The following is a 13,489-nucleotide window of genomic DNA, read 5'->3' as shown; positions in this document are numbered from 1 at the left end:
TGCTGGTGACGCAAAGCACCGCCATAGCCGATCAGACCGGCAGATTATTGAACGATATGACCCAAAACGCAAAACGGCCCGCCATTTGGCGAGCCGTCTGTAATTTTATCTGATCGGATGCTTAGGCCGAAAGGTCTTCGCCCGCCAATGCACGGTCGATCAGGGCAACACTTTCATCAAGGCCGTAAAGCGCGATGAACGATCCCATGCGTGGACCCTGTTCCTGCCCCAAAAGCACTTCGTAAAGTGCCCTGAACCAGTCGCGCAGATTTTCGTAATTGTGGTTTTTGCCCACGGTGAAAACTTCGGTCTGGATATCGGACGGCTCCGTACCCGGGGCAACCTTTGACAGGGCATCGCGCAGATCTTTAAGCGCTGCCTGCTCTGCCTCGGTCGGGGCGCGGTAACTCTTCGTCGGTTTGACGAAGTCGTTGTAATAGTTGATCGCATAGCCGACCAGCTTGTCCAGATATGGCGAGCTTTCCGGGGTTGCACCGGCGACATAGCGTGAAATGAACTTCCACAGCAGGTCACGGTCATCGGTGTTGCAAACCGAAACAAGGTTCAAAAGGATACCAAACGACAGCGGAATGTCGCGATCCGGTGCCGTACCGGCATGAATGTGCCAGGCCGGATTCTGCAGGATTTTGGTCGGGTCGGTTTCGGTTTTGAGCTTTTCGGCAAAGGTCAGGTATTCATCCACGGTTTTCGGGATGACATCGAAATACAGACGCTTTGCGGTTTTCGGCTTCTGGAACATGAACAGCGACAGGCTGTCTTCCGGTGCATATTTCAGCCAGTCTTCCATCGAAAGGCCGTTGCCCTTGGATTTGGAAATCTTCTGGGCATTTTCATCCAGGAACAGCTCGTAATTGAAGCCTTCCGGCGGGGTGCCACCAAGCGCCTTGACGATCTTGTTGCCAAGTTCGACCGACGGAATAAGGTCCTTGCCGGCCATTTCATAATCAACGCCCAGCGCATACCAGCGCATCGCCCAGTCCGGCTTCCACTGCAATTTGCAGTTCCCGCCGGTGACCGGGGTTTCAACCAGCTTGCCGGTTTCCGGGTGCTCATAGACGATGGTGCCCGCTTCAACATTCAGTTCGGTGACTTTCGCCATCAGAACCTTGTTGGTTTCCGGCTCAACCGGCATGAAGGGGCTATAGGTCGCGCGACGTTCTTCACCAAGGGTCGGCAACATGATTTTCTGAACCGCGTCATAGCGTTCAAGAAGACGCAAAAGGGCCGCATCAAACACACCGGACTTGTAGCATTCGGTGGATGATTTGAATTCGTATTCGAACCCGAAACCGTCAAGGAATTCGCGCAGCTTGGCATTGTTATGGTGCGCAAAGCTTTCATGGGTCCCAAACGGGTCGGGAACGCTGGTCAGCGCCTTGCCAAGATGCTCGGCAACCATGTCCTTGTTCGGGATATTGTCGGGCACCTTGCGAAGCCCGTCCATGTCATCGGAGAAGCAAAACAGCTTGGTCGGGATATCGCACATGGTTTCAAAGGCACGACGTACGTAGGTCGTACGTGCGACTTCGCCAAAAGTGCCGATATGCGGCAGACCCGACGGACCATAACCGGTTTCAAAAAGGACATAGCCCTTTTCAGGCGCCTTCTGTTTATACCGCTTGACCAGCTTGCTGGCTTCCTGAAAGGCCCAGACGTTGCTGTTAAGTGCGGCATCTCGAAGATCGGCTGTCATTTTTGAAACCTTGTTTGTCAGTTGGATCGTTGAATTCTCGGAAACCATAAACGACATGCAACCACAAGGGTCGCATGTTTGCGCGAAGCTATACCCCACTTCGGGCCAAGATCAAGCACCTGTTGCGCATGGCAGCCAAATAATCGCGGAATTGATGGGAAATTCGCCCAACTTTAGAGGGATCTTGCTGTTTGAAAGGCCGGGACCAAAGCTACACGTAAGTGTAGTTGAATTTCACCATTCGTAGCCAAATATCCCTCACAGGGAGCCAAGGCTTAAATCGCATCAATATTTTCCATAAAGTACAGATGGTTGAAGTCGAGTACAGAATTATTATAGTTTAATACGTGTGATCAATTTCTAAGCGAAAGCAATCCCGACCGACGAACCAAGCACGAAGATTGGAGTGTTTTGATGTCGTTTGGAGAGACTGGTGAAAAGATCACCGCCAATGCCTTTCCGACGGTAAGTCCGGATCAACGGTTTGAGCGTGTTGTCGAATACGCGCCAAATGCCATGATCCTGATCGGAACTGACGGGACCATGGAAATGGTCAATGCCCAAACCGAAATCATTTTCGGCTATTCCCGGCGTGAATTGCTCGGCCAACCAATCGAGATGCTTGTTCCCGAATGCTTTCGCGCGGGTCATCCCAAATTGCGCGGCTCCTATACCGATCATCCGAACCCACGCCCGATGGGGGCTGGTCGTGATCTTTATGCATTGCGCAAGGATGGCAGCGAGTTCCCGGTCGAGATTGGCTTAAATCCGATCTCGGACGGGGAAAACATGCAAATTCTCGCTGCGATCTCCGACATTTCCGAGCGCAAGCATCGCGAAGAACAGATCGCTCGGTCGCTGCGCGAAAAGGAAACACTGCTGTCAGAGGTCCATCACCGGGTAAAAAACAATCTGCAAATCATCCACAGCCTTTTGGACATGCAGACATCCTCGGTCATCGACATTCAGGCCCGCGACGCCCTGATTGACAGCTGCAACCGCGTGCGGTCCATGGCGCAAATTCACCAGTCGCTCTATCAAAGCGAAGACATCGCCAAAGTCGATTTTGCCAATTTCTGCGAAAGCCTGATTTCGTCTCTTCTGGCAACCTTCAATGTCGATGTCACCCGCGTTCAGGTCAAAAGTGATTTTGCCGATGTTCACCTTGCCATAGACCAGGCCGTGCCATGCGGCCTGATTGCCAATGAACTGATCACCAATGCCCTTAAACATGGCTTCCCGGACGGAGCCAATGGCCAAATCGATGTTTCGACGAGAAAGATCGATGACGATACGGTCGCACTTTGCGTCTCTGATAACGGCTGCGGCATGCCAGATGGCTTCAAGCCGGGGACAAGTGACGGGCTTGGCCTGCAGTTGATCGAACTGCTGGTCGATCAGATTGGCGGCACCCTTGATGTCAAAACCGAAGGCGAAACCACATTTGTCATTACCTTCACGGAAGGGAATTGATCAAGATGGTGCATGCGATCCATGTGATGATTGTCGAGGATGAGCGCATCATTGCCCTTCATTTGCGCAAGCAGCTTGAAAAGCTGGGATATGAACGCACCAGCGCGCATACACGCGGCAGCGACGCGCTTGCGGCCATCGAGAGTGATCCGCCCGATATCATCCTGATGGATATTCGCATTGATGGCGACATTGACGGCATTGAAACGGCTGCTGGCATTCCGTGTGATTTGCATATTCCGGTAATCTATGTCTCGGCGCATTCCGAAGACGCCACCCTGTCGCGTGCCCAGAAAACGCGCCCTTATGGCTTTTTGATCAAGCCATTTTCCGACCGTGAACTCCATGCCACCATCCAGATGGCGCTGGAACGGCGTGCGGCCGAGGTCGCGCTGTCTGAAACCCAGCAACGCCTGTCACTGGCCATGACCGCAGCCCGCATGAGTTGCTGGGAAATTGATGTCGGTTCCCGCCAGATGCACAGTACCGGTCTAGGCAATTTCGAGGCGCATCAGGAAACCGAAACGGTGACCGAAAGCTGGGATGCCTTCCTGGAACGGGTGGCGTCCGAAGATCGCGATATGGTGCATAAGGCATTTGCCTATGCGGTTGCCCACGGGGACTTTTACGACGTCGTATTTCGCAGTCGTGATCCCGGTGGCGACTATCGTTGGTTGCGTGCGCGGGGAAAATCGTTTGGCGAAGAACGCAAAGGCACGCAGCGCATTGTCGGCATGATGCAGGACATCACCGACCAACGCCTGACCCAGGACAAACTGCGCGAGGCAATGACCGTCTTTGAAACCACACAGGACGGCATCCTGATCCTAGATCCGGAACTTAATGTCACCAACGCCAACAAAGCCTATTACCGGATTACCGGCACCAAAGAGGAAAACACGCTTAACAAGCCGCCCTATTTCTTCTCACCGAATGAACATCCCGCCGAGTTCTTTCGTGAACTGTTTGCCGGCATCGGGGCGCGTCGCCAATGGAACCGTGATCTTGATACGCGCGATAACAAGGGGAACCCGATATCCCTGTCGCTTCAGGTGATCTCTGTCGAGAACGAAGAAAACGAACTCACCCATTTCGTTGCGATTGTCTCGGACCGCACCGCCATTCGGCAAGCCGAGCAGGAACTGCATTATCTTGCCCAGTATGACGGACTGACCAGCCTGCCCAACCGGCTCTTGGCAACCGATCGCCTGAACCGGGCGATTGGCCGCTGCGAACCGAATGGCACGATGGTGACATGCCTGTTTCTTGATATTGATGATTTCAAGAATATCAACGATACCCTGGGCCATGCCGCAGGTGATCAGGTTATTCTGATTGCTGCCACCCGGATAAAGGGAATTACCCGACGCACCGACACGATTTCACGTCTGGGCGGTGACGAATTTCTGATCATCCGCGAAGACATCCCGAACGAGGCCGCCGCAGCCAATCTGGCCCAGCAGATCATTCAGGAACTGCAACGTCCGTTCTTCATCAGTGGTCATGAAATGAACATCTCGGCCAGCGTCGGCATTTCGCTGTTCCCGTTGCATGGGCATTCGTCTCATGATCTGATCCGCCATGCCGATACCGCCATGTATGCCGCCAAGGATCGTGGACGACGCACCTGGGCACTCTATGAACCGGAAATGACGGCAAATGCCGCCCACTATATGACCCGCTCGCTGGAGCTGCGCCGCGGCCTGGAAAACGACCAGCTGGTCTTGCACTATCAGCCGCAGATTGATGGCAAAACCGGCGACATGGTCGGGGTTGAGGCACTGTTACGCTGGAACCATCCGACCCAGGGGCTGGTTGGTCCGCACGAAATCATCCCGATTGCCGAAAAAAGCGGTTTGATCCTTGAAATCGGCGACTGGGTCCTCCGCGAGGCCTGTCAGCAGGCACGCCGCTGGCAGGATGAGTACGGCCAAAAACTGCGCATGGCGGTGAATGTTTCGGTCCGTCAGATGCAGCTGCCGAACTTTGCCGAGATCGTACAAAATGAACTGGCACTTTCGGGGCTTCCGGCCGAACATCTTGAAATCGAAGTCACCGAAAGCATGATCCAGGATGAAGCAGCAATGATCCAGACGCTGCATGACTTGCGTGAAGTCGGCGTCTCCCTGGCGATTGATGATTTTGGCACCGGCTATTCCTGCTTGCGGTCGATCAAAAACCTGCCGATCAAACGCATCAAGATCGACCGAGCATTTGTCCAAGGTGTGCCCGATGATGTCGCCCTGATCAATGCCATGCTGGCCATGGCCGATGCCCTTGACCTTCAGGTGACCGCCGAGGGCGTGGAAACCAAAAAGCAGCACAATTTCCTGCGCAATGTGCCCAATATCGAGCTGCAGGGCTTCCTGTTTGGCAAACCCATCCCGGCAAAAGAGGTCTTTGCACCTGTCATCGGGAAAACCGGAAACTTCTAATTCCGGAGTTAAACACCCACCTAAGACCTTCCCTTCGCTGATATTCTACTTTAGAATAAGGCCACTCAGTGCAGTGCCTACTTCCCTCACCAAGCCATTGATTTGGACTATGTAATATCATTGTGCGTTCAGCTCTACGAACGCATAGGTCGGAAGGTCAGCTAGATGAAATTTTCCTCCCTGTCACTTGGTGCAAAGCTCACCGTTGTGAGTGCCATAGCCATAGCACTCTGCCTGATTGCAGGCATTTCCCTTCAAACCGTTCAAACCAGCCAGACGACCGAGGAATTGACCGTCGGCGAGGCACGCGCCGTTGCAAGCCATCATGCGGAGCAAGCCGGTAGCGTTCTCAACGGTGGCATGCTGGTCGCAAAAAACCTTGCCGGTGCTTTTCGCGCTATCCGGGAAAAAGGGGGCGTTGATCGCAGCGCCTATAACGAAATTCTAAACCGCACGCTGATTGACAATCCAACGCTTGCGGGTGCCTGGTCCGGGTTCGAACCCGATGCACTTGATGGCAAGGATGCAGACTACAAAGACGAAGGTGAACCGTTCGGTGATGGCACCGGTCAGTATGTCACCTATTATTATAATTTCGGCGAAGGCATTACGCCCTATCATCTGACCGGGCTCGATAATCCCGAGGTCAATGAATATTACACGACCCCGCGCGACACCAATCAACCCTACGTCACGGATGCCATCACCTATGACATTCAGGGCCGTGACGTTGTTCTGACATCCTTTGTCTATCCGGTGCAAAACCCGAATGGTGAGTTTCTGGGGGTTCTTGGGGTTGACCTTGAACTCAATGCCCTTTCCGAGCGCTTTGCAGAACTGACACCCTTTGGCACCGGTACGGTCAATCTTGTGTCAGCGCAAGGCACATGGGTTGCACACGAAGACCCTGACATTCGCGGAACCACGCTTGAACCCGATAACACTGTGCATGCTGCCATTCTTGAAGCCATGCAAACGGGCACATCAACCCGGGTTGATGATGATACCACAATGCACATGATTGTGCCGGTCGAGATCGCCGGATACCCCAATCAGTGGGGCGTTGTTGTCAATGTGCCACTGGCAACGGTCTACGCGCCTGCAAACAATCTGCGTAATGCCACCCTGATCGGCGGCGTGATCCTTCTGGCCATCGTCATTGCCGTGGTTCTTCTGTCGACCAGAAACCTCGTTTCACGTCCGATGACCCGTGTTGCCGGGGTCATCGATCACCTTCAGAAAGGCCAGTTTGACGTCACCGTGCCCTATCTCAAACGTGATGACGAGATCGGGGCAATCGCCAAGGCGCTCGAAGCGTTCAAGGAAGCGTCCGCAGGCATGCAAAAGGCGGAACGTGAAAAGCTGGAGGCCGAACACAAGGCCAGCGAAGAACGCAATCGTACCCGCCTGCAGATGGCCGACGAGTTTGAAAAGTCGGTCGGGTCCATCGTTGTCAACGTGTCTGACAGTGCTGGTAACATGGAAACCGTTTCGCGCCAGATGCGCCGTGCAGCGGATGAAAGCTCCGAACAGGCCGTTGTCGTTGCCGCAGCAGCTGATGAAGCCAGCGCCAATGTCCAGACTGTTGCGTCCGCGACCGAGGAACTGTCTGCCTCCATTCAGGAAATCAGTTCTCAGGTGGCGAAATCATCAGACATTTCCAATACGGCTGTCGATGAAGCGTCACGGGCCAACGCCATGGTCACCGGCCTTGCCGAGGCAGCAGACCGCATCGGCGAAGTGGTCAGTCTGATCAATGACATTGCCGCCCAGACCAACCTTCTGGCACTCAATGCGACCATCGAAGCAGCCCGTGCCGGTGAAGCAGGCAAGGGCTTTGCCGTTGTCGCACAGGAAGTGAAAAACCTGGCCAACCAGACCGCCAAGGCGACCGAGGACATCGCCCAACAGATCGGCTCCATCCAATCGGAAACGCAAAACACGGTTGGTGCGATTGAGCGGGTGACGGAAACCATGGAAAGCATCAATGAAATCGCCACCGCCATTGCCTCTGCCGTTGAGGAACAAGGCGCTGCGACCGCCGAGATATCGGGCAATGTTCAGCAGGCAGCTGCGGGCACCAACGAGGTATCTTCCTCCATCGGGATTGTCCGCAACACCTCCCAGGAAACCGGTGAAGCAGCATCGAACGTGCAGGCCGGCGCGACCCAACTGGCCGAGGAAGCCCGCAATCTTGATGAACAGGTCAAGAACTTCCTGGATCGTTTGCGCAACATCTAGGGTCTCAAATGACGCCAGACCACAGGACAGCATCGTTTTCGATGCTGTCCTTTTATTTGATCCCGACGACATTCGGTGGTTGAATTGACCAAACCCTCTGCACTCTGTGCCAACAATTCGGGAACCATTCAATGCTGCCACTTCCTGTAACAGTCTGCATGACAGCTGTATTTGTTCTGATGCTGACCGCGCTCAGCCTGATGGTTTCCGTCCGTCGATTTCAGCTGAATGTCATTTCCGGTGACGGGGATGACATGACCTTGCGCCGCCGTATCCGCGCGCATGGCAACTTCATTGAAAATGCACCGCTTTGCGTGTTGCTCGTCCTTGCGATTGAGGCAGTTCTGGCCACCTCGACCATGATCTGGGTGGTGGCGCTGATCCTGATGGCATCGCGTCTCCTGCATGTTTTCGGAACCCTCACCCGCACCAAACAGATCATTGCCCCGGCCATGGTCATGCAGCACATCACGCTGGCAATTTGCGGCGTTTGGCTTCTGATCCAGACTTTCGGGAATATGAGTGCGGGGGGCCTATGACGACAGCCGGCGATTTCGCCAATCCCGACGTTTCGGCAAAATTCAATGCCTGCCCGGCTGCGGCCCGGCGGGCCTTGATGTCGATCCGTGATTGGGTTTTTGAACTGGCAGATGAAATCGACGGGGTCGGACCGGTTGGCGAAAGCCTTAAATGGGGTGAACCGGCATGGCGCCCCAAATCCGGGTCGGGCATTACCATCCGTGCAGACTGGAAACCGGCAACACCCGATCAGGTCATGATCTTTTTTGACTGCAAGACCGATCTGATTGACTGCACACGAAGCCTTCTTTCGGCCGAACTTGCCACCGAAGGCAACCGCGCGATTATCCTGCCCCTTGATCGCCCTTTGCCCGAAGGTGCCATCAAAACGGCCCTTGGCTGGGCATTGACCTATCACCGGGATCGCAAGAAAGCTGTTAAGTAGCGCACCGGACACAGCGCCTAGAGCTTCTCGGCCACCGCGTCCATATGATCGCGCATCGCACGCAGATCCCGGTTGAGGCGCTTGGCAGTTTCAAGATCAAGTCCGGTGGCCTGCCAAATGCAGGCCGGAACGTCTTCTGCCGCTTCCCGCAATGCCTTTCCCGCATCCGTCAGACGAACCCGAACTGATCGCTCGTCCTCGGGATCACGTTTACGGCTGACGAACCCATGGGCTTCCAGCCGTTTAAGCAACGGGGTCAGCGTACTGGATTCCAGATACAACTTTTCCCCGATACTGCGCACAGACTGGTTGTCTTGCTGCCAAAGGGTCACCATCACCAGATATTGCGGATAAGTCAGCCCAAGCTTGTCGAGCAGTGGTTTGTAAACCCGGTTAAACGCATGACCGGCAGAATAGATCGAAAAGCACAGGAACTGTTCGAGCTGAAGCAGATCATCTTTGGATGTGTCTTCCATTGGTAAGATCCTTGATAGCCAGAGCCAAACCCGCGCAAAGGTAACTGTCTTCTCAGAGCAACCCGGGTCTGAAATTTTCAAAGCCAAATAATCTAAATCGCACGCGATTAAATCACAAGCGATTTTATTGCATGGCTGCGCTTCCCATTTTTATATCGTGTACGATTTAATTGTGTGCGATATATAATTCAACAAAACGCAACGCCGCCCATCAAACATATCGGGCAGCCCAGTTAAAGGATCAGACCCATGAGCCCATTCAATTCAAAAGTTGCCGCTGCTGTTGTTTCTGGCGCACTGGCACTATCGACCTCGCTGACCAGCACCGCGGCCTTCGCAGAGCCGGTTCTTGAAAACACCACTCAGGAATTCATCGATGCCCTTTCCGCGTCCGGCGGCCCGGCCATCTACACCCTGACCCCGGCTGCGGCCCGCAACGTTCTTGCCGGTGCACAGTCAGGCGACATTGCCAAACAGGCTGTTGATATCACCGACACGGTGTTTGATGTTGGCCCGACGGGTACCACCAAGGTTCGCATCATCCGCCCGGCGGGCAACAATGAACGTCTTCCTGTGATCGTGTATTTCCATGGCGCAGGCTGGGTGATGGGCGATACCGGCACCCATGACCGTCTGGTGCGTGAACTTTCGGTCCGCGCCAATGCCGCTCTGGTGTTTGTTGATTACGAACGTTCCCCCGAGGCGCGCTATCCGGTCGCGATCGAGCAAGACTATGCCGTCACCAAATATGTTGCCGAACATAGTGAACAGCTCAATATCAATCCGACCCGTCTGGCAATTGCCGGCGACAGTGTCGGAGGCAACATGACCGCTGTGGTTTCGCTTCTGGCCCAGGAACGCGGTGGCCCGGAAATCACCGCACAGGTTCTGTTCTATCCGGTGACGGATGCTGATCTTGACAACGGATCCTATACCGAATTTGCCAATGGTCCGTGGTTGACCGAGCCTGCGATGGAATGGTTCTGGAACCAATACCTGCCCGAAGGCGTTGATCGTACTGACCCGAAAATCACACCGATCCATGCAAGTGCCGATCAGCTTGCCGGTCAGGCCCCGGCACTTGTGATCACCGCGGAAAACGACGTGCTGCGTGACGAAGGCGAGGCATATGCCCGCAAACTGAGCCAGGCTGGCGTTGATGTCACCGTCACCCGCTACAACGGCACGATCCATGATTTCGTCATGCTCAATGCCCTTGCTGATACCCCGGCTGCCAAAGGCGCAACTGCCCAGGCCGGTCAGTATCTCCGCAACGCCCTGCACGGCGAATAACCAAAGGGGGACTTCCCCCAAACTTTCACCCTCTTTCGGACAGGTGCACTTGCGCCTGCCCAGACCCGGCGACATATGAAGAATTCGCAGCCGGGTTCTCACCAAGCGAACCAATGTTCAAACAAAGGATGAAACCATGTCTGTTGATGTAAAATATACCGCAAGCGCTTCTGCCACCGGCGGCCGTGATGGCCGCGCGAAAACCGAGGATGGGTCGCTGGATGTCAAGCTGACCACGCCAAAGGAACTGGGTGGTGCTGGCGGTGAGGGCAACAACCCCGAACAGCTTTTCGCCATGGGCTATTCGGCCTGCTTCATTGGCGCGATGAAATTCGTCTCATCTCAGGGTGGACCAAAAGTCCCCAATGATGTTTCGGTCACCGCCGAAGTCGGAATTGGCCCGCGTGACGCAGGCGGTTTCGGCCTTGCTGTGACGCTCAATGTCTCGCTGCCGGGACTGGACAAGACCGAAGCCGAAAAGCTCGTCGAGGAAGCCCACAAGATCTGTCCTTATTCCAACGCGACGCGCGGCAATGTCGATGTCACATCAGTAATCGCGTGACACACACAAGTTCCCCCCTGCTGGTCAGCTCCCCCCAAATTGCTGACCAGCACTTTCAGGCCCGGTGTTACCCCGCACCGGGCCTTTTTCTATTGTGTATCGGCTTGTGAAACAAACGTTTGTCCTGCACTGTGTTTGGCCGTGATTCTCCACAACACAGACCCATAACAATGTCAGGAAACCACAATGTCCAAGAAGCTTACCGTTGTCGCCACAGCACGCGCCAAACCTGGCATGGAAGAAGAACTTGGCAAACGGCTTTTGGCATTGGTCGAACCATCCCGCGCCGAGGAAGGCTGCATCAGCTATGACATGCACCAGTCAAAAGACGATCCTGCGGTTTGGCTGGCCTATGAAAACTGGCGCTCGGAAGAAGACCTCGCCCTGCATTTTGAGAAACCCTACCTAAAGGCCTTTGGTGACAGTGGGGACGAAGTTCTCGCAGGACCGGTTGACGTCCGTAAATTTACCCTCAGATCCTAAAGTCTGATGTGACTGGCTTTTAAACGTGCTTCTCGCCCTTTTCCTGTCCGCACTGACATCCGCCACCATTCTGCCCGGCACATCCGAGGCAGCATTGGCAGCCCTGATTGCATCCGGGGAGCATGCAGTGTGGGTGCTGGTCGCGGTGGCGACTGCTGGCAATGTTATTGGATCACTGATCAACTGGTGGTTTGGCCTTTATGCCGAGCATTTCAAGGACAGACGCTGGTTTCCGGTCTCGCCAGACGCCCTTGATCGCGCTTCACAGTGGTTTGGCAAATACGGGTTGTGGTCATTACTACTCGCCTGGCTTCCGATTATTGGCGATCCGCTGACGCTGTTTGCCGGGGTCATGCGGGTGCGTCTTTTGCCCTTCCTCATTCTGGTGACCATTGGCAAGGCTGCGCGCTACGCCATGATTGCCGGTGGGGCAACTGGATTGTCGAACTTGTTTCTTGGTTAAACCGCGAAATAATTCTTCAAAATTCCGAAAAATAAAATCCATTCCCTTTAAATTTTCGACCTTTGATTTAAATATTTAAAAATAAATCAATTGTAATATTACATCATCAATGTTTCCCTTTGATCTAACAGAGCTGTGAAAAATACTTTTTGCGGCCTGATCAAAAGGAATTTTTATTATGGCTATCGAAATCCCTGCATGGACGAAGCCCGGAATTTGGGGCGGCGTTATTGGTGCTGTTCTTATCACTGTTGTCGGTTTTAGCACCGGCTCGGTGGTGTCTGGCAGCACCGCGCAGGAAATGGCCGATGCAAGCGGCAAGGAAGCGGCGATCTCGGCGATGGCACCGGTGTGTGTCGCCCAGTTCAAAATGCTTTCGCCGAATAATCAGATGGCAGAGCTGACCGCCCTCAAGGCTGAAAGCTCCTATAAGCGCGACGATTTTGTTATCGCAAAGGGCTGGGCAACAATGCCGGGCAGCGAAGAACCAAACAACGATATCGCGCAGCGCTGTGCATCGCTTCTGATGGATCTGACATCAAGCTGATCTGATACCGGCCCCGGCAACCAACCGGGACAGGCACATATACGCCAAGCACCGCAACCGGCCCCTCATCCGGTTGCGTTTTTTTTGCCCAGATCCGGAAACATCCCCTCACTAGGTCAATTTTGTTCAATAAACGCGCCACAAGACACGGCATAGTCGAACAAACAACAAAACGCCTGATGTGAGGAACACCAAGATGTCCGGCTTCACCGCCACAATCAGCCTCTATCTTTCCATGGCCGCCTTTGCGCTTGCGGCCTCGATCACGCCGGGACCGGTCAATATTCTGGTGCTGAGTTCGGGCGTGCAATATGGCTTTCGCCCATCCCTTCGCCTTGTCTTTGGCGCAACGGCCGGGTTTTGCCTGCTGTTGCTTTTGATCGGGCTTGGTCTGCATGAAATGCTGGAAGCCTTCCCGCAACTGACCACTGTCATTCAGTGGGCCGGGGTGGCGTTCTTGTTGTTCATGGCCTGGAAACTGGCAACGTCAAATGGCGAGCTTGGCAAGGGCGATGCCCAAACTGGCCCCAAGGCCATCACCGGGGCTGTCATGCAATGGGTCAACCCCAAGGCCTGGCTGGCATCCATTGCCGGCATGGGTGCTTATGCCGCGTCTGGTGCGGCGACGCTAATCTGGGAATTTACCGCCATCTATTTTGTGGTCTGTTTCGCCTCGGTCGCATGCTGGGCCTATGCCGGGGCGTTTTTGTCACGCTTTCTGGGCGAACCTGCACGCATTCGCGCATTCAACCGGGCAATGGCCGTATTGCTGGTCGCCAGTGCAGCCTATCTGATTTTGGGATAATCCCGCGCACCCCGTCCCCATAGTCGGGTTGCG

At 54.5% G+C, this 13,489-nt stretch carries 13 protein-coding genes; 11 read left to right on the top strand and 2 right to left on the bottom strand.

The window, feature by feature from the left end:
* Nucleotides 1-121: 121 nt before the first annotated feature.
* Complete coding sequence (locus HED22_RS14925) at nt 122-1,714, bottom strand: lysine--tRNA ligase (RefSeq protein ID WP_167723640.1); 1,593 nt, start codon at nt 1,712-1,714, stop codon at nt 122-124.
* A gap of 414 nt (nt 1,715-2,128) precedes the next feature.
* On the opposite strand from HED22_RS14925, the gene HED22_RS14920 reads away from it, so the two are divergent.
* The 5 genes from HED22_RS14920 (at nt 2,129) to HED22_RS14900 (ending at nt 8,827) form a co-directional block, all read left to right on the top strand.
* Nucleotides 2,129-3,187 (top strand): sensor histidine kinase, encoded by a 1,059-nt coding sequence (locus HED22_RS14920; RefSeq protein WP_167723638.1) that lies wholly within the window; start codon nt 2,129-2,131, stop codon nt 3,185-3,187.
* A 5-nt stretch (nt 3,188-3,192) separates the two neighbouring features.
* A complete protein-coding gene (locus tag HED22_RS14915) occupies nt 3,193-5,622 on the top strand; it encodes an EAL domain-containing protein (RefSeq protein ID WP_167723636.1) in 2,430 nt (809 codons plus the stop codon).
* A 165-nt stretch (nt 5,623-5,787) separates the two neighbouring features.
* Nucleotides 5,788-7,863, top strand: coding sequence for a methyl-accepting chemotaxis protein (locus HED22_RS14910; protein WP_167723634.1), 2,076 nt, complete (start codon nt 5,788-5,790; stop codon nt 7,861-7,863).
* Nucleotides 7,864-7,994: 131 nt separating this feature from the next.
* The gene (locus tag HED22_RS14905) at nt 7,995-8,402 is read left to right on the top strand and encodes an MAPEG family protein (protein ID WP_167723632.1); all 408 of its coding nucleotides are present in this window, start codon (nt 7,995-7,997) and stop codon (nt 8,400-8,402) included.
* On the top strand, nt 8,399-8,827 hold the full coding sequence (locus HED22_RS14900) for a DUF1801 domain-containing protein (RefSeq protein WP_167723630.1): 429 nt from the start codon (nt 8,399-8,401) through the stop codon (nt 8,825-8,827). The genes HED22_RS14905 and HED22_RS14900 overlap by 4 nt, the downstream gene beginning before the upstream one ends.
* Nucleotides 8,828-8,844: 17 nt before the next feature.
* Here HED22_RS14900 and HED22_RS14895 read toward each other — a convergent pair whose 3' ends face one another.
* Nucleotides 8,845-9,303, bottom strand: a complete 459-nt coding sequence (locus tag HED22_RS14895) for a MarR family winged helix-turn-helix transcriptional regulator (protein ID WP_167723628.1) — start codon at nt 9,301-9,303, stop codon at nt 8,845-8,847.
* A gap of 249 nt (nt 9,304-9,552) precedes the next feature.
* On the opposite strand from HED22_RS14895, the gene HED22_RS14890 reads away from it, so the two are divergent.
* The 6 genes from HED22_RS14890 to HED22_RS14865 all read left to right on the top strand — a co-directional run bounded on the left by HED22_RS14890 (nt 9,553) and on the right by HED22_RS14865 (nt 13,456).
* Nucleotides 9,553-10,596 carry an alpha/beta hydrolase gene (locus tag HED22_RS14890; RefSeq protein ID WP_167723626.1) on the top strand — a complete coding sequence of 348 codons (1,044 nt, stop codon included), beginning with the start codon at nt 9,553-9,555 and terminating at the stop codon, nt 10,594-10,596.
* A 136-nt stretch (nt 10,597-10,732) separates the two neighbouring features.
* A complete protein-coding gene (locus tag HED22_RS14885) occupies nt 10,733-11,158 on the top strand; it encodes an organic hydroperoxide resistance protein (protein WP_167723624.1) in 426 nt (141 codons plus the stop codon).
* A gap of 186 nt (nt 11,159-11,344) precedes the next feature.
* Nucleotides 11,345-11,641, top strand: a complete 297-nt coding sequence (locus HED22_RS14880) for a putative quinol monooxygenase (protein ID WP_167723622.1) — start codon at nt 11,345-11,347, stop codon at nt 11,639-11,641.
* Between the two features lie 25 nt (nt 11,642-11,666).
* The gene (locus tag HED22_RS14875; RefSeq protein WP_167723620.1) at nt 11,667-12,104 is read left to right on the top strand and encodes a YqaA family protein; all 438 of its coding nucleotides are present in this window, start codon (nt 11,667-11,669) and stop codon (nt 12,102-12,104) included.
* 178 nt (nt 12,105-12,282) lie between these two features.
* Complete coding sequence (locus HED22_RS14870) at nt 12,283-12,651, top strand: hypothetical protein (RefSeq protein WP_167723618.1); 369 nt, start codon at nt 12,283-12,285, stop codon at nt 12,649-12,651.
* A gap of 196 nt (nt 12,652-12,847) precedes the next feature.
* Complete coding sequence (locus tag HED22_RS14865; RefSeq protein WP_175581264.1) at nt 12,848-13,456, top strand: LysE family translocator; 609 nt, start codon at nt 12,848-12,850, stop codon at nt 13,454-13,456.
* Nucleotides 13,457-13,489 lie beyond the last annotated feature (33 nt).

Origin of the sequence: Thalassospira sp. HF15 (genome assembly GCF_011806525.1) — a bacterium.
Lineage (GTDB): Bacteria > Pseudomonadota > Alphaproteobacteria > Rhodospirillales > Thalassospiraceae > Thalassospira.
This window is presented reverse-complemented; position numbering and strand designations above follow the sequence as displayed.

Bases quoted from the DNA above. Each gene is read 5' to 3' on its own strand.
- HED22_RS14900 (WP_167723630.1), top strand. From the start codon at position 8,399: ATGACGACAGCCGGCGATTTCGCCAATCCCGACGTTTCGGCAAAATTC.
- HED22_RS14880 (WP_167723622.1), top strand. From the start codon at position 11,345: ATGTCCAAGAAGCTTACCGTTGTCGCCACAGCACGCGCCAAACCTGGC.
- HED22_RS14925 (WP_167723640.1), bottom strand. From the start codon at position 1,714: ATGACAGCCGATCTTCGAGATGCCGCACTTAACAGCAACGTCTGGGCC.
- HED22_RS14865 (WP_175581264.1), top strand. From the start codon at position 12,848: ATGTCCGGCTTCACCGCCACAATCAGCCTCTATCTTTCCATGGCCGCC.
- HED22_RS14890 (WP_167723626.1), top strand. From the start codon at position 9,553: ATGAGCCCATTCAATTCAAAAGTTGCCGCTGCTGTTGTTTCTGGCGCA.
- HED22_RS14895 (WP_167723628.1), bottom strand. From the start codon at position 9,303: ATGGAAGACACATCCAAAGATGATCTGCTTCAGCTCGAACAGTTCCTG.
- HED22_RS14885 (WP_167723624.1), top strand. From the start codon at position 10,733: ATGTCTGTTGATGTAAAATATACCGCAAGCGCTTCTGCCACCGGCGGC.
- HED22_RS14870 (WP_167723618.1), top strand. From the start codon at position 12,283: ATGGCTATCGAAATCCCTGCATGGACGAAGCCCGGAATTTGGGGCGGC.
- HED22_RS14920 (WP_167723638.1), top strand. From the start codon at position 2,129: ATGTCGTTTGGAGAGACTGGTGAAAAGATCACCGCCAATGCCTTTCCG.
- HED22_RS14910 (WP_167723634.1), top strand. From the start codon at position 5,788: ATGAAATTTTCCTCCCTGTCACTTGGTGCAAAGCTCACCGTTGTGAGT.
- HED22_RS14915 (WP_167723636.1), top strand. From the start codon at position 3,193: ATGGTGCATGCGATCCATGTGATGATTGTCGAGGATGAGCGCATCATT.
- HED22_RS14905 (WP_167723632.1), top strand. From the start codon at position 7,995: ATGCTGCCACTTCCTGTAACAGTCTGCATGACAGCTGTATTTGTTCTG.